Source organism: Photobacterium makurazakiensis, from assembly GCF_050336715.1.
Taxonomy (GTDB): Bacteria; Pseudomonadota; Gammaproteobacteria; order Enterobacterales; family Vibrionaceae; genus Photobacterium; species Photobacterium makurazakiensis.
Window position 1 is genome coordinate 46,334 of record NZ_JAKJSJ010000011.1, and the last position, 22,153, is coordinate 68,486.

Annotated in this window: 19 protein-coding genes; 7 read left to right on the forward strand and 12 right to left on the reverse strand. The window is 43.9% G+C overall.

All coding sequences use genetic code 11. The features are described 5' to 3' along the window. Positions 1 to 46: 46 nt before the first annotated feature. On the reverse strand, positions 47 to 871 hold the full coding sequence (locus L4D09_RS03830; RefSeq protein WP_428456173.1) for a glycerophosphodiester phosphodiesterase: 825 nt from the start codon (positions 869 to 871) through the stop codon (positions 47 to 49). Positions 872 to 1,116: 245 nt separating this feature from the next. Here L4D09_RS03830 and L4D09_RS03835 point away from each other — a divergent pair, with 245 nt between their 5' ends. From L4D09_RS03835 to L4D09_RS03855, 5 genes are all read left to right on the forward strand, one after another. Next, positions 1,117 to 2,187 (forward strand): ABC transporter ATP-binding protein, encoded by a 1,071-nt coding sequence (locus L4D09_RS03835; RefSeq protein WP_428456174.1) that lies wholly within the window; start codon positions 1,117 to 1,119, stop codon positions 2,185 to 2,187. Next, on the forward strand, positions 2,184 to 3,044 hold the full coding sequence (locus tag L4D09_RS03840) for an ABC transporter permease (protein ID WP_428456175.1): 861 nt from the start codon (positions 2,184 to 2,186) through the stop codon (positions 3,042 to 3,044). The genes L4D09_RS03835 and L4D09_RS03840 overlap by 4 nt, the downstream gene beginning before the upstream one ends. Further along, a complete protein-coding gene (locus L4D09_RS03845) occupies positions 3,041 to 3,880 on the forward strand; it encodes an ABC transporter permease (RefSeq protein ID WP_428456176.1) in 840 nt (279 codons plus the stop codon). The genes L4D09_RS03840 and L4D09_RS03845 overlap by 4 nt, the downstream gene beginning before the upstream one ends. 23 nt (positions 3,881 to 3,903) lie before the next feature. Continuing rightward, positions 3,904 to 5,016, forward strand: a complete 1,113-nt coding sequence (locus L4D09_RS03850; protein WP_428456177.1) for an extracellular solute-binding protein — start codon at positions 3,904 to 3,906, stop codon at positions 5,014 to 5,016. Between the two features lie 72 nt (positions 5,017 to 5,088). Continuing rightward, positions 5,089 to 5,922, forward strand: coding sequence for an inositol monophosphatase family protein (locus L4D09_RS03855; protein ID WP_428456178.1), 834 nt, complete (start codon positions 5,089 to 5,091; stop codon positions 5,920 to 5,922). A 102-nt stretch (positions 5,923 to 6,024) separates the two neighbouring features. Here L4D09_RS03855 and L4D09_RS03860 read toward each other — a convergent pair whose 3' ends face one another. From L4D09_RS03860 to L4D09_RS03875, 4 genes are all read right to left on the reverse strand, one after another. Continuing rightward, positions 6,025 to 6,666, reverse strand: coding sequence for an HAD family hydrolase (locus L4D09_RS03860; protein ID WP_428456179.1), 642 nt, complete (start codon positions 6,664 to 6,666; stop codon positions 6,025 to 6,027). Positions 6,667 to 6,853: 187 nt separating this feature from the next. Next, positions 6,854 to 7,174 carry an AzlD domain-containing protein gene (locus L4D09_RS03865; protein WP_428456180.1) on the reverse strand — a complete coding sequence of 107 codons (321 nt, stop codon included), beginning with the start codon at positions 7,172 to 7,174 and terminating at the stop codon, positions 6,854 to 6,856. Continuing rightward, the gene (locus L4D09_RS03870) at positions 7,171 to 7,890 is read right to left on the reverse strand and encodes an AzlC family ABC transporter permease (RefSeq protein WP_428456181.1); all 720 of its coding nucleotides are present in this window, start codon (positions 7,888 to 7,890) and stop codon (positions 7,171 to 7,173) included. The genes L4D09_RS03865 and L4D09_RS03870 overlap by 4 nt, the downstream gene beginning before the upstream one ends. Before the next feature lie 81 nt (positions 7,891 to 7,971). Then, the gene (locus L4D09_RS03875) at positions 7,972 to 8,808 is read right to left on the reverse strand and encodes an AraC family transcriptional regulator (RefSeq protein ID WP_428456182.1); all 837 of its coding nucleotides are present in this window, start codon (positions 8,806 to 8,808) and stop codon (positions 7,972 to 7,974) included. Between the two features lie 234 nt (positions 8,809 to 9,042). On the opposite strand from L4D09_RS03875, the gene L4D09_RS03880 reads away from it, so the two are divergent. Then, positions 9,043 to 10,077, forward strand: a complete 1,035-nt coding sequence (locus L4D09_RS03880) for a lactonase family protein (RefSeq protein ID WP_428456183.1) — start codon at positions 9,043 to 9,045, stop codon at positions 10,075 to 10,077. 56 nt (positions 10,078 to 10,133) lie between these two features. Here the strand turns inward: L4D09_RS03880 and L4D09_RS03885 are convergent, their stop codons facing one another. Then, positions 10,134 to 10,781 carry an HAD family hydrolase gene (locus L4D09_RS03885; RefSeq protein WP_428456184.1) on the reverse strand — a complete coding sequence of 216 codons (648 nt, stop codon included), beginning with the start codon at positions 10,779 to 10,781 and terminating at the stop codon, positions 10,134 to 10,136. Positions 10,782 to 11,270: 489 nt separating this feature from the next. After that, on the reverse strand, positions 11,271 to 11,741 hold the full coding sequence (locus L4D09_RS03890; RefSeq protein WP_428456185.1) for a DM13 domain-containing protein: 471 nt from the start codon (positions 11,739 to 11,741) through the stop codon (positions 11,271 to 11,273). A 364-nt stretch (positions 11,742 to 12,105) separates the two neighbouring features. Between L4D09_RS03890 and L4D09_RS03895 the strand changes: the two genes are divergently transcribed. After that, positions 12,106 to 16,437: a PKD domain-containing protein gene (locus L4D09_RS03895; protein WP_428456186.1), complete on the forward strand. Its 4,332-nt coding sequence runs from the start codon at positions 12,106 to 12,108 to the stop codon at positions 16,435 to 16,437. Between the two features lie 421 nt (positions 16,438 to 16,858). Here the strand turns inward: L4D09_RS03895 and L4D09_RS03900 are convergent, their stop codons facing one another. The 5 genes from L4D09_RS03900 to L4D09_RS03920 form a co-directional block, all read right to left on the reverse strand. Next, on the reverse strand, positions 16,859 to 17,749 hold the full coding sequence (locus L4D09_RS03900; protein ID WP_428456187.1) for a LysR family transcriptional regulator: 891 nt from the start codon (positions 17,747 to 17,749) through the stop codon (positions 16,859 to 16,861). Positions 17,750 to 18,005: 256 nt separating this feature from the next. Then, positions 18,006 to 19,253, reverse strand: coding sequence for an NAD(P)/FAD-dependent oxidoreductase (locus tag L4D09_RS03905; RefSeq protein WP_428456188.1), 1,248 nt, complete (start codon positions 19,251 to 19,253; stop codon positions 18,006 to 18,008). Positions 19,254 to 19,320: 67 nt separating this feature from the next. Continuing rightward, positions 19,321 to 20,619 carry an MFS transporter gene (locus L4D09_RS03910; RefSeq protein ID WP_428456189.1) on the reverse strand — a complete coding sequence of 433 codons (1,299 nt, stop codon included), beginning with the start codon at positions 20,617 to 20,619 and terminating at the stop codon, positions 19,321 to 19,323. A 169-nt stretch (positions 20,620 to 20,788) separates the two neighbouring features. Next, entirely contained in the window at positions 20,789 to 21,109 is a 321-nt protein-coding gene (locus tag L4D09_RS03915) for a 2Fe-2S iron-sulfur cluster-binding protein (RefSeq protein WP_428456190.1), read from the reverse strand. Positions 21,110 to 21,146: 37 nt separating this feature from the next. Then, on the reverse strand, positions 21,147 to 22,151 hold the full coding sequence (locus L4D09_RS03920) for a hypothetical protein (RefSeq protein WP_428456191.1): 1,005 nt from the start codon (positions 22,149 to 22,151) through the stop codon (positions 21,147 to 21,149). Between the last annotated feature and the right edge of the window lie 2 nt (positions 22,152 to 22,153).

A 22,153-nucleotide genomic window follows, 5' to 3' on the forward strand; every position in this document is an offset into this window, starting at 1 on the left:
GCGGATTATCCCATACCCCACCTAATATTCACTAGTAGAATTTAACTTAGATTGCTTCTAAGCCTGCCTCTTCAACCAAGCGCTTCAGCATCTCGATATCATCATGGCTAATCATATCGATTAGCCCTTCCTGCATCCAGCCGATAATTTCGCTATGAACATCGTAGCCATAGTGTTCGTTAAACCACAATGTCGTATCGATATCCTTAGTTGGTAAATATAAGCGTGTGGTTAAGCCCGCTTGCTTATAAGCCCTTAAGTCATCAACACTCACATGTGGATATTCACAACACACACAGCTAGCACGAGAGTCTGTTACTGCTTTTAGCTGATCGTTATAACGCGCTAATGTTACCACCTGCAAGTTAACTTCTGGCATCAGGTCTTTCACTCGATTAACCAGCACATGGTCAAAGCCCAGTAATTGAATGTGGTCAACAGCATTCGGTACCGAGCGTAAAATTTCTACCATTTGCACCGCAAATTCCTGATGGCGAAGACGTTGTTTTGCTTCAACAACTAAACCAGCATTATTTTCAATGGCCCAATTTAATACATCAACGAAAACAGGCACTTTGGTGCCACTAAACGCTGGCGAAAACCAACCACCAAAATCCAGAGCAAGTAGCTCTTCAAGTGTCATTTGCTCGACATAGCCTTGACCGTCTGATGTTCTTGCCACGCTTGGATCATGAGTAACAACAATGTGATTATCTTTGGTCATTGCTACATCAATTTCGATGCAGCTTGTTCCAGCGTCTAAGGCAGCATTAAATGCTGGCATGGTGTTTTCTGGGTAGTGAAGGCACGAGCCGCGATGGCTGTTGATCAGAACTTTACCTTTACTGCCAACATCAAAATCAAATGGCATGATTACAATCCTATTAATCTTTATCAAAAAGCTTATTAAAGATTAATCTCTTCATCAGTAGAATGTCAAGACACATGATAAACACATTACAAAATTACAGCAAAAAACACACATCACTTATAAAACAACAACTTAATCTAAAAACACATACCTCTGTCACGTTTTTAACGTTACTGACTTTTTTCTGAAACATCGAACAATTACTATCCTCCCATAAAAGTTAAGCTTTCAAGGAAAGGTTATTAATGACAATGCTTGAACTTCAAGGAGTTACGAAAAAATTCGGTAACTTCTACGCATCTAAAGATATTTCTTTCTCAGTGAAAACTGGGGAATTCGTGACATTACTAGGCCCTAGTGGCTGCGGTAAAACCACCTTGCTGAAAATGATCGGTGGCTTCCAGCAACCAGATGGTGGAAACATCGCGATTGGGGGAGAGACAGTTAACAATGTCCCTGCCGAAAAGCGCAATACGGCAATGTGTTTTCAGTCTTATGCGCTTTTTCCACATTTAAGTGTGTCGCATAATATCTGCTTTGGCATGGTGCAAAAGAAGGTTAGCCGAACTGAACAAGATAACCGCTTGCATAATGCGTTATCACAAATCGGCCTAATGGATCAGAAAGATAAAATGCCAGGGCAACTGTCTGGTGGACAACAGCAGCGTGTCGCATTAGCTCGTGCCATGGTAACGCGTCCAGATCTGATCTTATTTGATGAGCCTCTTTCTAACCTTGATGCCAAAATGCGCGAGACCGTGCGCTTTGAAATAAAAGCACTGCAAAAGCAACACAACCTAACATCGATATATGTTACCCATGATCAGGCAGAAGCCTTAGCCATGAGTGACAAAATCGTCGTTCTCAATGCCGGGAGCATTGAGCAAATCGGTTCGCCGCAAGATATTTACTACCGTCCACGTAATCGCTTTGTCGCTGATTTCATCGGTGCGGCAAATATCCATCAAGCCTATATTGAACCGAGTAACGAAACCAATACCTACCGTGTCAGCTGTAGCTTGGGTGAAATGACCGTTGAATCAGCTGAAGCACCTCAAGGTGATCAGATCTATGTCAGCTGGCGCCCTGAAGATGCAGAGCTGTGCGACGCAGATACTGACAACAGCTTTGCGGTTGATGTGAAGTCAATGGCTTTTCAGGGTAATACCCTTGAAGTGTTTGGTATGGTTGGCAATAACCCAGGCCAAGAAATTCGACTACAACTAAGTGGGCGCGACCCGATTCAAGTGGGTGACCGCATTCATGCATGCCTGAAACGAAGTGCTATCCGATTCTTGGAAGAGGTAACTGCATGAAGCCCTACCTACTTCTGATCCCCGGACTAGGTGCAATCGTGCTATTGATGGGCAGTGCCCTCTATGTTGTGGTAGCACAAAGTTTTGGCATGTATAGCTTTACAGGCGAAACATCAGCAACACTTGAGTATTGGCGAACCATGCTGACCGATCCTATTTTATGGCGTTCGGTCGAGTACTCAGTACGCACTTCATTCTTGGGTACATTAGGCGCAATATGCTTAGCCTACCCCATTTCTATTTGGCTACAACAAACGCTTCCTGCAAGAAGTGCCATTGTTGCCACCTTGCGTGCTCCGATGTTCGTTCCAGGTCTGGTTGCGGCATTCTTGCTGATGAATGTGATTGCCTACCATGGCATCTTCAATGAGGCACTGCTCTCTCTAGGCATCATTGATGAGCCGCTTAGAATGGCAAATGACAAGTTCGGCTGGAGCATCATCATATTGCAGATTTGGAAAAACTTACCGTTTGCCCTGATCCTGTTAACGGGCTCTATTGCGAGCATTCGTACCGATATTCTTCATGCCTCGCAAGATCTAGGCGCGTCACGCTGGAAACGCTTCTGTCAGGTGATCTTCCCGCTGACCATTCCTGCAATGCAGGCATCATCCATCCTGATTTTCATTGGTGCTTTGGGGGATTTCTCTTTTGCATCTGTAGCAGGTTCGCGTAGCAGTTACTCACTTTCAATGCTGATGAACATTACAGCAACTCAGTACTACGAATGGGAAAACGCAGCTGTTATTGCCATCATCATCATGATACTTGCAGCATTGAGTGCCGTGGCTATTACATTGCTGACTCAGCCATTTGCTACTAAGAAAAAACCACTGTTGCAGGAGGCCGTCGCATGACCCCGATAACAGCTAATGGTAAAAAAATTGCCATTATTTCAATTAGCTTTTTCTTCATCGTCAATATTCTTTGGCTGGCATTGCCTTTCGGGATGGCGATTCTATGGTCACTGGTTGACCCAGAGCACCCTTGGAGCTACCCGGACATGTTCCCACAGGTACTCTCCTTTGGTCGCTGGGTACAGGTGTGGCAAACCACCTCACTACCTGAAGCGCTCGCCAACAGCTACATGGTTGCGCCCGCAGTTGCATTACTGACGCTAACGCTGGCAATGCCAACGGCCTATGCCTTTGGTCGCTTAACCTTCCGTGGTAAGAAAATTGCTGAGATGGTGTCGCTGCTGCCAATGGTTATGCCTTCAATGATCCTTGCGGTGTTCTTCAGCTCGATGCTATTAGAACTAGGTATGACTAACCCGTACCTCAACATTGTACTGGCTCATACTGTACTGGCTCTACCTTATGCAATTCGAATATTGTCAGCAGGCTTTAAAGCCATCCCACAAGACTTAATTGATGCTTGTGCCGATATGGGAACCGGTAAAATTGGCCTGTTCAAGCATGCCTTTTTACCCATGCTCAAACCTAGCCTACTCGCATCATTCATTTTCTGTCTGGTGATCAGTATTGAAGAATTCAATATGGCTTACGTACTGGGTGCACCTGACTTCATTACGATCCCAACCATTTTGTATTCGTTCTTAGGATACTCATTCATTCGACCTGATGCTGCCGTGGTTTCACTGATTCTCGTGATCCCAAATGTGATCCTGATGTTGATCATCGAGCGGTTGTTAAAAGGTAACTACCTGTCTCAATCCACAGGTAAAGCTTAATTTCTAGTGTAGAGGAAATACTGATGTCATTTAAAAAAGCAGCTTTAGGGACAACACTGACTGTACTGGCAACCGCCTCATTTTCAGCATTGGCGTATGACGTCAATGATATGAGCTGGGGAGAAATAGAAGCACAAGCTAAAAAAGAAGGTAACATCACCTTTGCTGTTTGGTACCTTCAGCCTCAGTGGCGCGAATTTGTTAAAGATTTCGAGCAAGACACAGGGATCAAAGTACGTATCCCTGAAGGTACTCACGACGGTAACCGTAATAAGCTAATGGCTGAAAGTCGCCGTGATAAGGGCAGTATTGATGTTTTGGCTATCGGGCCAACAAGTATTGACGTTATCAATAAAGAAACAACGTTACTTCCACTAGAAAAGCTACCAGAGTTCAGTCAATTGACTACCCGTGCTGAAGGGGTTGAATCTGAAGGCTACGCGGTTACTTTCTGGGGAAACCAAACTGGTTTAGCGTATGACCCTACTCGTATCGACGAAAAAACATTGCCTCAGAGCTTTGAGGAAATGGAAGCCTTTATCAGTAACAACCCAATGGCCTTCGGGGTAAACGATCCTAACGGCGGCGGTGCAGGTCTGCGCTTTATCGAATCTACCATTCGTCATGTGTCAGGCGACGCAGAGCAAGGCGAAAAGGTTGACCGTAAAATCATCAGGAGTTGGAGCACCGCTTGGGATTGGTTCCAGAACAACAAAGAAGACATGCTGATCACCGCATCTAACGCCGACAGCCTGACACGCATCAACGATGGTGAAATTACGATAGCACCCGCATGGGAAGACCACTTAGCCGCACTACAGCAGCAAGGTGCAATCACTGACCGTATTAAGTTCTACATCCCTGAATTTGGTATGTCCGGTGGCGGTAACTTCGTAACAGTACCAAGCAATGGCCAGAAAAAAGCAGCGTCACTGGTATTTATAAACTGGTTAACGTCTGCCGATACACAGGCTGCATTGAATAAAACATTTGGTATTGCACCCCAGCATCCAGAAGCTGATTCAAGCAATGCGCTTATCCCAACGGAAATGCGTGCTCTGGCGACAGAACCTTTCAATGCTGATTATGCAGCTGAGCTGAAAAAACAATTCACTCGTAACGTATTAATGCAGTAATTCGAAATTGTAACCATTACTCAAGAAAAGGAAGCATTGCTTCCTTTTCTTTTTTGTAAACAAGGAAGGCCTATGCTTAACAACGCTATTCTTAACGAACTGATCCAGATTGTTCACGATGTCGCACAAGCAGAAATTACCCCTCACTTTCGTAACCTCGATACGAATGCCATTGCAGCTAAAGACTTTCACAGTGATTTAGTTACCATTGCCGATCAAAATGCTGAAGCAAGAATCAGAGAAAAAGTGCGCGAACTTCTTCCTGATGCACTGATTATTGGTGAAGAGGCGGTTTCCGAAAATCCACAGCTTCTTGAAAAACTAAACTCTGCCGAGCTGGCGGTGATTATTGACCCAGTGGACGGAACCTGGAATTTCGCCAATCACCTACCGGTCTTTGGGGTCATTCTCGCGGTAGTGATTAACGGTGAAACTCAGTTCGGCCTGCTTTACGACCCAATAGCCGATGACTGGGTACAAGCAGAGCGTGGTAAGGGAGCTTATTATCAACGGCCAGACGGTTTCAGCCAACGGCTCACTATAAATGCAGAAACAGAATTCGATAAAATGACTGGGTGTTTATCTTTGTCGATGTTTGAGCACAGCCACCGACAACACGTTGCCAGCCAAACCGTTCACTTCGAGCGTATTATGGCCTTAGGCTGTTCGTGTTTTGAGTATCGTTTACTGGCGACTAGTGGCTTTTCCTTTGTGCTCACATCATCTCTTAAACCGTGGGATCACGCCGCAGGTCAGCTTGTTCACCAAGAAGCAGGCGGGTATTCGGCTTTATTAGATGGGCAAGAATATAAGCCAACCTTAAGCCATGGCAATCTGCTTTTAGCGCCAGATAAGCAAACATGGGAAAAGCTGCAAACAACTTTTTTACCTAACGAACCAAAGTAACGTCCGTATATCATCAAGAACAACAGCCCTCTAGTACTATATCGTTCAATACTCGCTTTGCGGGCTGTTATTTTACTCTACGATTGATAGCACAAGCGTTATTTAGAGATAAGCTTTTACATCAGATAACCCAGTCAATATAGCCGTTGCACGCTCGGCAACATCATCAGCTGGCAATAATAAGTCAGGAATCATAATTGCGTGGCAACCAGCATCTAAACCTGCACGCATACCATTATTAGAGTCTTCTAACACCAAGCAGTTATCCGGCTCGATGCCAAGTTGCTCACTCGCCATTTGATAACAATCTGGGGCTGGTTTACCGTTACTCACATCTTCAGACGTGATCACCACATCAAACTGAGCTAGATAGTCTGATCCGGCAAAGTGGTGCTTAACTTGAGCCAAACCCGACGATGTTACTAACGCACACTTTAGCTGTAGTTGCTTCAAATGGAGGAATAGCATGTCAAAGCCCGCTTTATAAGCGATGCCGTTCTCTTGCTCTGCTTTAAACATCGCGTCACGTACTTGTATGAACCGCTCGATATCAAGTGCGTCACCAAATTTACTGACGATGCGGCGCTCACACTCGGCATCTTGAACACCAATGAAAGACTGATAATCAGCATTGGTTAACACCAAATCCTGCTCATTGGCGGCATACTGCCAGCTCAGTTTGTATAAGCCTTCTGTGTCGAAAATCAGCCCGTCCATATCGAACAATACTGCTTTAATATCCATTACATCTCCATCAATTGCTAACCCGTTAATCGAGGCTATCTATAACTTTACCCTCCAATCGCTAAACGAGAGGTTAATACGGATAAACCTCCTTATGTTGCAGTGATATTGCCAATGAACGCGTCCTTTCAACTGAAAAGTTTGGTTGCTTAAAATAAAGTGTCTATTGGACAAGCCGTGCGTAGGGCTAAATAAATATCACCAAATTCAACATCAAAAATACTACCATGCTAACGACAGTGGTCAGCAGCACATTCTTGGTTTTCCAAGCCAGTAATGCCGCTAAGCCTGCCGACCATAAATACGGATTATCCAGTGCTAGCCACAAGCCTCCCCCTTCAGGCATAAACACGATGGGCACCCAGATAGCTGTCAGTACCGCTGGACTGGAGTATTTCAATAAACGCTGTAATTCAGGGTTAACTTTCAATGGCAGACGAGGCTCCAAGAATAGATAACGGCTTAAAAACACCAATGCTGTCATCGCCAATATAGAGAATATGATCATCCCTGTTCTCCTTGCCATTTCTCAGAAAAATAACCCGCCAACATGCCGCCCAAACTAGCTATCATCAATGACCCGTCAATATCGAAGAAATTCAGGGAAATAGACAACCCCATCGCAACCATTACAGCAGCAACAACAGGAAAACTAACAACATGTGGAATCACCAGAGCAATGAAAGTCGCCGCAACAGCAAACTCCAATCCCAGTTCATTCAACGTAGGAATATAGCTGCCCGCTACAATTCCGAGCAAGGTCGCGGCATTCCAAGCAAGATAGAAACTTAACCCCGCACCGAGCGCATACCAACGATTAAATTGCTTTTTTGACTGCTGACCACAAATCGCAAACAGCTCATCAGTCAACAAAAAACCTAACCCCAATCGCCAACGCAATGGCATCGGGCTGATTTTCTCTCGCATTGAGACACTATAAAGCAAGTGCCTAGAAGTAATGAAAAAGGTTGCTAGCAGCATAGAGACAAGCCCGGTTCCCGCTTTAAACATGCCTGTAGCCACCAGCTGTGCCGAACCTGCAAATAAGATGGCTGACATAGCCTGACTCTCCAGAGGGTTCAGCCCAGCATCTATGGCAAAAGAACCAGCAAGTAACCCCCACGGGATCACAGCCACACTAAGCGGCAGCATTGCCAAGGCACCTTGGCCAAATAACCTCGCGGGAGTAGCCAGTTCGGTGTTATTCACTAATGTTGTATCCATAATTTATCTTCTTGCGTCATCATGACGTTATATCGCCATAACGGCCTCACAAATACTTGTACAAAATTGCCCAATAAAGCACTAGACAAGCGATTGGGTGTATTGCCTTGGCGTGATCCCCATTGCCCGTTTAAAGTGCCGATGAAAATGGCTCTGATCATGAAAACCGGCTTCTTGCGCAGCACCTGAAATATTGTGCCCAGCACGAAGTAACCTTTTGGCATACCGCAAGCGGCTTTGGATTTGGTAGGCATGAGGTGGGCATCCGAATTCCTTTTGAAACGCACGTACCAAGTAATAGGGGCTATAACCTGCCAAGGTGGCTAACTCTTCAAGAGAAACATCTGACTGAGGAAAGTCATCGAGGAAGGTCTTCACCAACAATACTTGCTTCTGGCTTCTTGTGTGTGGTTCAAAGTCATTACGGCTTCTGCTGTGCTTTGCCATTAACTTAACAAGTGCACCGTAGATCAATGTTTCACGTAACAAACGATTATCTGAATTTTCCAAGGTAGAAAAGACCAATCGTAGCTGCTGTGCGACTTCAGGGTCATGTACGACTGGCTCGGGGAAATATGGGATCGAAGAATGTGCACCTATCCCATCGGTCATTGCCGCAAACTGCTCTGGTAACGGGTACATTGCCTTATATTCCCAGCCACCTTCCGTTGCCGCATGACCGGTATGTACCTCATCGGCATTAACCAAAATAATATGATCTTTAGGCGCAACATGATTACCTCCGGTACGATAAAAACGCTGCGCACCCTTTTCAATCACACCAATGGTGTAACCCTCATGACTATGGCGCGAGAAATTCTGCTGCTTATATTTAGCCTGCAACACCTCAAGCCCACCTAGCTCATCGGCAACCGTAAAGCTCACATCTTCTTTGAATTGTTTAGTTTGTTCTGACATTGCTTACTCACTATTCCTTGTGATGCCAGTCTAGCTTATCCGCCTTTGCAAATTTTGTACAAAATTGCCTTCTTCAACACAGTGAACGGGCAATGACCAACTGATGCCCAGTTTCAACCCTCTAACTTCGGCAACTGCTTCACACTTTAACCAATTGATTACTAATAAGGATTGCCGCCTGAATTGACAAACGGCATGGTAATGGCAAATATTCCTCATCTTTCAAGGTTATTCATGACAGCTAATGGCCACCCACATTTTTATGTTGGCACCTACACTGATGCACCGAGTACTAGTTCGGGCGTCGCACTCGTCTCTCTTAATCCAGACACAGGTGAACTAAAACGCTTAGACGATGCTGTTACTTTACGCAATCCGTCTTACCTTACTTCGACAGAGCAAGGGCTATACACCTTTAGCGAAGTCGCAAAAGAAGAAGGCGCAGCACTTCAGTTCATCTCATACAATAAATGCTGTGCGCTACCGATAGCAGGAGATTACCCTTGCCATATCGCTATCAAAGCGCCTTATCTTGCTATTGCCAATTACGGCTCTGGTAACGTTAGCGTGTATCAACTCGATGAAGCGGGCAAGCCTTTACAAGCTATCTCTGAGTTATACGTAGAAGGAAATGGGCCGAACAAAGATCGCCAGCAAGCCCCTCACGCCCATCAAGTCACCTTTCTCAAGCACTCTAACCAATTGGCAATTGTTGATCTCGGTTCGGATCAAATTCATCTTTATAGTCATGGTTCCAAAACAGCTGAAAATAGCTTCAACTTAGTACAAAGCATCGTCATGCCTGCAGGCTCTGGTCCTCGTCACTTAGTCTTCAACCAAAGCGAAACGCTTGCATACGTGGTGTGCGAGCTATCTGAAACTTTAATTGTTCTATCTAAACGTGAAGATAAATGGCATGTGACGCACCAGTGTGATTTATTGAGTGATTCTGAAAAGGGAGAAGCCGCATCAGCCATTCGCCTCTGCCCTGATGAGACATTTTTATATGTGTCTTGCCGAGCACAAAACAAGATAAGTATGTTTGACGTATCAGGTGCACAACCAGTCAGGCTTGCCGCGTACGATTGCGGTGGTGCTTTTCCAAGAGACTTTACCTTGTCTGCCGACGGGCAGTGGCTGATCGTGGCTAACCAACATTCAGACAACATCACTAGCTTTCGCAGAAACAAGGAAACAGGTGAGATTACTCCGACCGAGCATCAGTGCAATATTGGTGCGCCAGTTTGTCTGGTAGAAATGGCGGGATAAAAATTGTGGCTAGTTACTAACGAATGATGCCTCAACGAGAGGCATCATCATCGCCATTAAACGGCTTTCAACTCAGCGAGCACATGATGCAGCGAAGGGGCAATCTTATGGCCAAGCTGACGTACTTCTTCACAAGGCTCAACCAAATCAGGGATCTGGAAAGAGATCATGTTCGCAGCAACCGATGAACGAACGCCATTATTAGAGTCTTCAAATGCCAAACACTTCTTCGGATCAACATTAAGACGGCTGGCAGCCAGCAAGTAAATTTCAGGATCTGGCTTGCCTTGGCTAACTTCACAACCGGTGGTCAGGTTATCAATGTATTTAGTCAGCCCTGCCAACTCTAACTTTTTCTTGGCGACTTCTTTTGCTGTCGATGTTGCAACAGCAACAGGCAAGCCTTGCTCTTTCAACCACTCTAATAGCTCAACCACCCCCTCTTTCACAGGGATAGCTTGATGCTGCACTACCGCGTTGTAACCGGTACGCCATTCATTATGCAAGCGATCTAAATCATCCCCGTAGGCTTTACGGAAAATGGCTTCAATGCCCGCAGCGTTACGACCTATGATAGACAGGTAAACATCTTCATAAAAAGGGAGGTTTTGCACTTCGCAAGCTTCTTTGAAGATACGCATACATACGCGTTCAGTATCGAGAAGCAAGCCATCCATATCGAAAATAGCAGCTTGATAGTTCATTGCTTTACAGACTTATTGATTGAGACGGTGCATTTTGACACAAGCCAGCGCCTTTTTCTTGAAAAATAGCACCATTGCCAAATAACTGTAGCCACAAATGCTGATACGCCCAAAATAGCAAAAGGCAGCACATTAGGCTGCCTATTCACTCAAGATAATGTCACACAACGTTAATCTATATAAGGTTGTGCCTGATTTACTCAAAAACGGAACACAACACGTATTGCTTGTACCCATCCCCATAAACTGAAACCGATAAGCGTAGACATAAATAAAGCTGAGAATAATAGTTCCATAACAGTTTAATCCACCATGTAATTAGCAATAACATGGTTTTATTATCTACAAAACAACCGCAAACCCAAGATAAACAACTTCACAAAGTGCATTTACGTGATATGAAACACAGATAATAAGAATGGCATTCTTTTACCGGCGACAAAAGCAGCAATCAGCTTGTGTTGGTATTGTTTTATAAGCCAATTTACTCTACTGATATTGCGCCGATGTAATAAACTGTCCAAAGGTCTCGCACCAGACAATAACGGTGTTGTATTGAGCAATATCAACTGAATTATCAAGCTCAACCATAAAGCTGTTGAACGTTTTAATCTCACCGACTTTTACCATCGACATTTTTAAGCGATTAAAGTCCGATTCGGTTTCAACAAACTCTGGCGATAAGTACAGCTTATAGTCAGGCCCGGGTGCAAGCGACCCAGTAAAGGTAATAGCGTTAGGAGCAATCGATACGTCACCTTCCCCCCAATGAAGAAAATCGCTGTCTTGGCGATCTTTTTCAAAGACAGCAGTAAACTGCGCATCTTGCTGAATAGATGATATTGCTGCGGCAGGAGGTGCCTCGGGGGCAATTAATATAGGTAGGGCATAAATCCCAAGGGCAAACCCTATCGCAACCGCTATAATATGACTTGAAAATAAAGCTAAAAATCGTTTCATACTTTCCTCGTAACTTCCTTGTACCCGACATTTAAACAACTATAGCAAATCAGTAAGATATGAGGATAAAGCGTGAAGAATGCACGTGTCGCCTAAAAACGACACATACACATACCAAACCGATAAAAACCAATGTAATTTAACATGTTTTAAATGCGCGTTATTTCACAGCAAACATCCAGAATATTGTATAACCCCTCGCAATGCCCCCTTTGAATATTAAGTATAAAGTCACCGGAGAACATCCAATGAAAAGCGCCATGCCGCTTTGTCATCGTTTGCTATCTAAATTTATGAATACTCCAAGCTACTTCACTTGGTTTATTTACGACTTATTTATTCACATCGAATAAAGGGATTTTCAATGTGTACATCGTTAAACGGTAGGCGAGCCATACGACGCTCAAAAACTGCTTCTACCCTTTTAATTAGTCTTTTATTGTCTGGCTGCTTCTTAGACGATAACGACCATTCCAATAATACAGGGCCATCTAACCCTATTCCTGAAAGCAATACTCTTGCTTTGTTATTTACCGCTTCTGACTATGCATCAATTAATCGAGCTATTACGCTAAGTGCCGCCGGAAGCACAACAGAAAGTGGCCACACACTGACTTACCAATGGCAAATAGTTGACGAGCCATCGCAAGGTGCAGGAAAAATTTCAGTATCAGCAGCCAGAAGTACACGCTTTATTGCTTCTGAAGAAGGTAATTACACGATAAAACTGACTATCTCTGATGGCAAATTTTCTCGTTCAGGCAGCAAAACGATTCATGTCGACATTGATGGCGATGGGATTCCTTCTGACCAAGATCTCGATATTGATGGCGATGGTGTACTGAACAGCGATGACCAGTTTCCAGAGAATACCGCAGAGTGGATCGACTCAGATGGAAATGGCGTCGGTAACTACGCTCAAGCCGATGAGGATGGTGACGGTGAGCCCGATCAAACAGATGCCTACCCATTCAACCCTGAAAAAAAGACCCTTTTTTCATATCAAGAACAAGAGTTCAACGGCAACCTCTACCCTAACGGGAATAACCTCAATCAGAGTTATCCTTTTGAAGTAACAGGCGTCATAGCGTCTGGCCCGAGTTATAACGTCGATACTGATTACTTCCTGTTTGAGGGACAGGCTGGCGACATCATCACCTTACTGCTTCATAAAACCAGCCCTGACTTTCAGCCAACCTTAGCGCTACTTAATGGGGCTGGAGCCAGTTTACCTACCGTCAAAATTGCGTGGCAAAGCGATGAACACCTCGCGGTTAGTTCGCGACTGACCGCTGATGGAACACATGCCTTTTCTGTTGCTGATTTAAAAAACGCTGTTTCAGAGCATTTCTCGTATACCGTATCTGTGTTTAAAGATAGTGATATGGATGGCCTTGCTGATGTCACCGAACTCGCACTTGGTATGCAGCCAACCAACCCCGATTCAGATGGTGATGGCATTCTCGATGGATTAGAACAGCTTTTATCGTTAGAGGACTTCGATCAAGATCGAGATAATTTGCCAACATGGTGGGACTTAGATAGTGACGGAGATTGGATCGATGATGCTATTGAGGGAGTCACCGATATTGATGATGACGGTATTGCTAACTTTGTAGATGTCGATTCAGACGGCAATGGCATTCTCGATGAGTTAGAAATTGGTATTGACCCAACAATGCCAGATGATTCTGATCACGACAGCGTCCTTGATTTTGCTGATACCGATGATGACAACGACAATATCTCTGATATCAATGATGACGACAGACAAAGTGCGCTCAAGCAAGCAGAATTACATGATAAAACTGAGCGCCTTACTGTGACCGCGTTATCAGTTATAACAACACAAGGAAGCCAGTCTATAGATGGAATTGCCCGTAAAGGCGATACCATTCACATCAGGGGGGAAGGGTTTGGTGACACACCCATCATGGCTTGGCAACAAGATAACAAGCTGTTTAACTTTACGCCTAACGTCGAAGACGATGGATCGTTATCCTTTATCGTGCCAAATGACGTTCAATCAGGCGTGATTAGAATATCGAATGGTCAGAAGATTTCTTACCCGCAAGCGATCACTATTGTTGATAGTACCGCGCCTCTAATCTTTTCTGTCATGACAGAGAACAATCGCGGCTACACCTATGCCGGCGAGATGGTTAGACTAGAAGGGGTTAATCTACATTCACCAAACACTCGAATTAGCCTTAATGGTGTAGCATTAACCGCACAAGCTACGACGGCGACCAGCGTTACAGTCTCACTTCCGATTGACGCTGCCAGTGGCATTATAGCCGTTGTGACCGATCAGGCATCCAATTGGTTACCGATAGAAATACGCCAGCAAACCAATGGCATGGTAACGCTACCTACCGCTTCAACCTTGACATTGAATGAGTTAGTTGCAGAGTTTTTAGGGACTGCTGAGGCCAATATCACCGCAGACGGTAACTTTATACTCCCAACTCGAAATCAAGGCCCGACAACGGTTCATATCTTTGCACCAGAAAAAGAAAATACAGCGCCCTCCTTGCTATTAAGTGCCGTTGTATTACCCGGACAAGCCACACTCAACATTAGTCCGTATACTATGGCTGCCGGGCTTGTTTACAGCAGCATGGGGTTAGAAGCGACGATTCATCACGAAGATCAACTTGCAGCAATGGACTTATTGGTGGAATCAACTCGCACTTTTGGTGATTACCTTGATACAAAGCTAGGCCAAGACCCATACTACTTAGAAGACTACAGACGCGCCGATTTCAACCGTGCATTCCTCAGTGCCATTGAGATGGCAGGCTCAGCAATTGATACCGCGATTACAAAAGGGCAATTGCGCGAAAAGAGCACCAGTTCGTCGATTCAGTCTCGAAGTAACACGGTAGTGGCATTTTCAAGTCAGTCTGGACAGGCCAGCGTCTCTCCTCAAGAAAACCAGCAAGACTTCGTGGTTACTTTGCAACGGGCTGGTGACAGTTACAACGGTCAAATAGACATTGAAAACGACACCCTCTTATTTGCCGATTATCAGCTTCTGAATGCTTATAATGGCAAGTTAATTCGCGATCACGCCAATAGCTATTTCTCATCCGAATTACTTGGCCCACAGAACGGTATTTTTTCCTTCTACAATGCCAGTGTCCAAACTGAAGACATGAAGCACCGTTCTGCTGATATTCGTTTGTATACGCCAGGGTTTAAAGAAATGGGCAGATGGAGCGATTATTATCATTCGCCGTCTTATAAACTGGCAATTCGTACTTTCATGAGCCAAGCAATGGTGCCGATCGTCAATACGGTGGTTGGTGTGAAACTTCAAGACAGCACCACTCAAGCCGTACTGGATACGTTCTTTAAATGGGGAGTATTTGATGGCATTGAAGCCGGTTGGGGAAAAGGAACCGCAAATGGATTTGCAGATGGTATAGGGACGGTTATCGATAAAACAACCACGGCTATGCTTGAAGATGTTGTGAAAATTATTGCTAGAGAGCAAGGCGCGAAAGCCATAAAAAAAATGGCCGTTGCTCTTGGCATTAAACTCACACCATGGGGAAGTGCTGCGACCGTTATTGACGTAGGGGGTACTGCTATCGACCTAGGAAAGTTGGCCGTTGATATATCCTCAACGAACAGTTTTCTCGAGTACCGTGTCATTTTCCCTATTTCGGTAGAAGATGTGACACCGAGTGTCATCATGGTCGATGGTGAACAAAAAGAAGTCGCACTAAAAGGGAAAGGTCTCGATCCGGTTATTCAGAATTCCATCTTTGGCAATAATCGATTCAAACCTTCCGTCACGTTTACTGGCAGTGAAAAGTTAGCCCATACCGACGATGCACCCACCTATGAATCATACTGGGTCGCGGCGGGTGCCACTGCCCCGGTGTCACCGCTGAAAGTTCGCTTACCGGCAAATTACCTTGAAAAGGCAGAGTCACCACTGACTATTTCACTCAAGCACTATCTCGTCGATAGAAACCCATTTTCGGACGACTTAATCGACGTTGAACTGGATACCCAGTTCAGTATTGAGTTAGTGAAAGAGCTTACGTTGTCATCAATAACCCCAGATAAAGCCGCTTGGGGAGACACTATGGCAATTTCTGGTGCCGGCTTTTCGAAAATCATCACCAATAACAGTGTCTACTTCACGGGTGAAGAAGGCGCGGTTATCGCAGCAATGATCACCAATGCAACCCCAACAGAGTTAACCGTTGTGATCCCACATGACGCAGCATCTGGCCCCGTGTGGGCGAAAGTTGTGAATGCTCAGGGGGATCAAGAGAGTAATAGCTTGCCCTTTGAACTCGAGCAACAAAACTACCTCTTCACCTTCGGGGATAACGGCTCGGCAAACGATGATACGTATGCATTATATGTTAATGGTCAACTTTGGCGCACAATGCCAAGCCCATCACGCCAAGTCGCTGTTGAAGTACCCTTAACACCTGGAATACATAGCGTTGAATTGCACGGTATTACAGCACCTGACAGGATTGGGACTTACTACATTTCATTTCCGTCAGGAGTCACATTAATCAGCGGGGATGCGATGAGTGGTTCAGACTTAACCGCAGGAAAAGTGAAATACTATTCTGTTGAAGTTCAAGCTCCATCCCCCGCTCAAATGGGGATTCAAAACCGCATGAGTCAATCGGTAAAACCTGTAAAAATAATATGGCAGGAATAATCAGGCATAATAGTTAACGGCGATACCATAATCAAAGGTCGAACTTTCGACCTTTGATTCATTTTAATAACCACGATAGGGATAATACAGGCTAAAGCATGATAAAAATAAAAAAGAAACATGCCTGTTTCTGGGGGGCCTTGCTGTTTTTTTCCCAACTAATCCTTTGGGTCACTGAGCTATCAAGCAGCCCAAACCGAAACAATATTCCATCTGTCATTAATGAACTGTGGCCATGGTATATCAGGATTCTTGTTCTGCTACCGGGCTTATGTTTATTTTGCTACAGCCAGTACCCACGTTCATCTGCAGGAAAAATAGGGAAATGGGTATACCGATTCATTCTCTGGATATTGAAAATGAAGAAACAACGCTCAAATGATAAACAACAAAACTGATCGCAACAACTACGGCAAATAGCCTAAAACCGATAATGCTCGAAAGCTTTATTTAATGTATTCAGTACAGCCTGTCGAACCGGGCCTGCGGTGTGCCGACGGGTTTGAATAACATCTATGGTCGTCATCCACCCTTCCGGTTCATACTCCACGTTCAATATCGCTAACTTCCCTTGTTCGATATATGCAGAAGCAAGTCGTTGTGGCGCAATAGCCCACCCCAGCCCCTCAGAAGCAAGATCCAACAGCAATTGGTGAGTATTAGCATGCCAAACCTGAGAGCTAATTGCGTAACTAAACCAAAGCTCTTGCCCTGATGAAGCGCGTTGTACTATCTGGCGGTAATTTCTTAAGTCAGAATCTTTCAACACCGACATATGCGCTAATGGATGTGAGGGGGCCGCAAGCGTGACGAATCGGTTATAGCCTAATGTCGAAAACTCGGTATTTTCTTGCATTTTACCATCAGCATAGACGACACCGATATGTGCACTGCCTTCACTCACCATGCCACGAATATCAAATGTCGAAGAAGATAAGAGTTCAATATTGGTCATCGGGTACTGCTCACCAATTTCGGCCAATTGACGTAACAGCGCCGGCTCAATCAGGCTCTCTTCAATGGCTATAATCAATGCGTGCTCTTCGGCGGCGTCGAGTGCTGCGACCTTCTGATCTAACCGTTGTTGCTGTAACAATATTGAGCGTGCTATCGGCAATAATGCTTCACCTTCAACCGTCAATTTTGGCGTATTGCCACTGCGGTCAAACAAGGATTGGTTTAAAGCGATTTCAAGGTTTGAAATAGATTGGCTAACACCTGACTGCGCACGTTTCAGCTTTCTTGCCGCCGCAGAAATCGAACCGCAATCACACACTGCAACAAACATCTTTAATTGCTCAAAACTGTACATCGTCTTTATTTTCCTCGTTTCACGCTACTAAGCCAAAACAATAAAGAGTGTATCTTATAAAGACAAGAAGAAGACCCAGATAAAGCCATCTGTAGAAGAGAATTTGTTAGCCGTAGATGGCTGGTCAAAATAAAAATGGTTAGCGACTGCACTCATGGCTTGCCTATCATATCCAAGTACAAAACGTTAAATATCAGTAACTAACCAAAACATATATCAACCTAAATAAATACATGCGCATGATAAAACTCTAATTCTACGACTGTAGTTCTAGCTTATCTGTTAATACACAATCGCGCAGTGATAGGTCGGCATTAGAAAGCAATGTACTGTCCATCTTAGCATCTGTATGAATGAGTTTTTTCCCCTGCATGAAGTCGACGGGGCTATTGATACACTCCACCGATACTAAGCGATTATTCTTCAGATGAAAAACCGATAAGCCATTTGCGTTATTAGACTTCCTCACCACTTGGCTAGTTGCGGTATTTTTCATACCTGCGATTTGAAGTTTATAGTCATATTGATCTGACCAAAACCACGGCGTTTCTTCCGGTTTGTTCGGTTTCTTCACTATATTGTTAGCCACCACTTTAGCTTGTTCTAACGCATTCTGGACACTTTCTAATCGCAGGTTAGTTTCTGAAACTGACACATAGCGATTTGCTACATCTCCAATGGCAAAAATATGGGGATCACTGGTTCTAGAATCCCGATCAACAGTGATCCCGTTTGAACACCGAATGCCTGCATAGTTCGCGATCTCAGTATTGGGGATCGCGCCAATGCCAACTACAGCAATGTCGCAATCAACCTTTTGACCGTTTGAAAGGCTAACGCTCTCCAGTTGACCATTCATATGATTAAAATCCGTTACGCTAGCACTCAGTAAGAAATTAACACCTTGTTCCTGATGCGCGTTCAAGAGAAAACCGGATAAATGGTTTGATGCTACGCGTGAGAGTAATGTCGGCTCTTGCTCTATAACCGTTACATCTGCCCCTAAGCCGCGTGCTGATGCGGCGACCTCAAGGCCAATATATCCACCACCAATAATGGCTACTTTCGTGTCAGGGTTAATGCCTGACTTTAAACGCTCTGCATCTTCAATACTGCGTAGATATATAATTCCGTTACTTTCTTTTCCCGGAATATTTAAAACACGTGGTCTTGAACCTGTCGCAATAATTAAATACTCGTAACTCAATGTTTCGCCACATGCAGTTTCAACAGTTTTATTATTACGATCAATACGAGTGACACTCGTGTTCAGCTTAATATCTATATTTTTTTCTTGGTAAAACGTACTCGGTCTTAGTAAAAGGCTATTAGAATCTGCAACTCCCTTAATATACGCCTTAGAGAGCGGCGGACGCTGATAAGGTGGGTTAGACTCAGAGCCAATAATGGTTATAGTACCAGTAAAACCGTACTGTCGAAGAAATGCCGCTGCAGAGCCACCAGCATGTCCCCCTCCAATAATAACAACGCGTTCTTTATTCATAATATCACCTGTAATAAACAGTAAATGGGTAATTGAGACAATTAAGCCAAAATTACCCCATTCAACCTTATCTATTCACTTCTTCCTTCGGCAAGCGTAAAACAAGCACAACACTCATGAGTAGGAACGCCGAAAATATAAGCATCCCAGAGCTAGAAGAATCCGTTAGCTCTTTCAGCCAGCCCAGAGCAGAAGTTGCTATAAAACCACCAATGTTAGCGACAGAGGTAATCAATGCGATACCGACAGCAGCAGCAGCACCGCGTAAGAAAGTACCAGGAAGACACCAGAAAACAGCTGACGCAGAAACAATACCAGCATTAGCTAAGGTGAAGCACAATACAGTCATCGTCAAATTGTCGGTATAGAAAATACTAAGCACTAGACCTACAGCACCGACAAGTAATGGCATAGCAAGGTGCCATCGTCTCTCGCGATGTTTATCCGAGCTCATAGCCAAAAGTAAAAGAGTGCAGAGTGCAACTAAAGGCGGAATAGCAGACAAATAACCAATTTCAGAAACACTACCAGCTCCAGCTTCTAAAAGAAGTGTTGGCAACCAGAATCCGATAGCGTAGGTAGCCATCATAAAGCTCATATCAATAAAACATAATATCCAGACACGTACTGAGGCTATACCATCTTTTATTGAATGTTTTTGCTTTGATTCTTTATGGTCTTGCTCTAGGTTATATTCAAGTTCCTCTTTTTCATCGTCACTTAACCATTTCGCTTGTCTAATGCCATCCGGAAGAAACATAAACACAAGCAGACCTAAAATAACTGACGGAAGCGCTTCTAAGAAGAAGAGCCATTGCCAACCAGCTAGCCCTCGAGCCCCATTAAACGTTTCCATTATCCATCCAGAAAGTGGGCCACCTATAATTGATGCGGCAGGAAGCCCCATTAAGAATAAGCCTATAATTTTTCCGCGCTTATAGGTGGGGTACCAGTATGTAAGATAAAGTAAAACACCTGGAACAAAACCTGCTTCGGCCACACCCAAAAGGAAACGAACAATATAAAATTGCGTGGGTGTGGTTACAAACATCGTCGCGGCAGATAATAGACCCCAAGTGACCATAATCCTTGCAATCCACCATCTTGCTCCAACTTTTTGCAAAAGTAGGTTGCTGGGAATTTCAAAGACTATATAACCTATAAAAAATAACCCTGCACCTAAACCATATATCGCTTCACTAAAACCTAAATCACCAGTCATTTGTAGCTTAGCTATACCGACATTAATTCGGTCTAAATAAGCAGCCAAATAGCACAGAGACAAAAATGGAATTAAACGCCACGTTACTTTACTATATAATTGATCAGTTGATGGTCTGGTAATAGCTATTTCGTTATTGTTCATATTGCTTCCTAAATATATCGCCATTACTGTATGTTGTTATTAATAATATTACAAACATACAGCGCCCCAAAAGTTAACGTTTATGGGCAAGGCTTATCCGGTCAATGGAAATATTTATTGATAAGTTTTTATCACAATGAAAATGCTGAAATAAAGTGGGCTAAGCCCACTAGAACGACGAATCCTGCACATGAATAACAAGGCCATCAAGCGAATCATTCACTTGTATCTGGCATGCTAACCTTGAATGTATTGTAGGGTTTTCTGTTTCTTCGAGCGTTAGTTGCTCTACCTCCTCTGCAGGAGGGATTTTTGAGAACCAAGCCTCATCAACTCTAATATGACATGTTGCACAAACGCACGCACCACCGCATTCAGCTTCAATTCCGTTGATGTCGTTATTAATTGCTCCCTGCATCAAACTTTGCCCGTTTTCAACGTAGACTTTACGACTATTACCATCAGGTTCAATATATGTTATTTCGGCCATTATTATCCCTCACTTTATCTTTAAGTTTATATTTAACTTATTTATTTAATTCTTCCCATGTACTTCTTATAAATTTCGCTGCTTCTACATTTTGTTCGAATAAATTATATTTAGCTCCTAACCCATAATCTGGTAGGTTGATCATTTCTGTTGTTATATACTTTAATGGACTATCAGGGGTGTTCTTATGATATTTCAATGCTTTTCTAATCGCTTCTTTTGATGGTTCAAGTAAATAAGCGCTCCACTCTGAATGCCATTCCCCTTCTTTCGGTTTAACGATTGGATATTGAATACCACGAGCATATTCTTCATCATTCACTTTATGCCATAAATTATGTGGCTGATTAGGCGCAACAGTTCTTAACTGTAACCATTTAACAATGCCCATGTTTAACCATTTATCACACAAAGAATCAGGTTCAAACGGGTCCAGAATAACCTCACCACGGGCTACGGCTTCTCGTACCCCAGATAACTCTAGCTCTTCCGGGTTGCCAATTTTGAAATTAACATGGCTGTAATCCAGTGTGAAATTGAATGGGATCCCTCGAGCTTGCACCAGCTCAGCTACTTCCTGAACCCTAAGAAAGTCTTCTGTCCACATATTTACATGTAGTTCAAAGGTCGGCTCAACACCTAAGCTCATTGCTTTGTCGTACGTGCTTAAGTAATGATCGCAAATCTCTAAGTTCGTTAAAACATGTCCGTCTTTATGGTGCTTAAAGGTCATTATATTATGACAGCTTGCACCAATTTCTTGGCATATACGTAAGTTATCATCAAGTAGATCGTCGTCTTCACCTAATTGGTAAAACCAACTTGCGGTATGAACGGGGAGATTAAATGTCTCAATAGCATGTTTATACTCATCAATATTAGAGCGTAATGGAATACGGTCAAAATAATCAAACACACCAGATTCACTAACCAATTTAAATTGTTCGTATATCGGCAGTTCATCGAGCGATATAGGCTTATCTAAGGATGACAATTGCACCCCTCTTCCATTACAACCGAGTAAAAAAGGTTTTGAGTTCATAA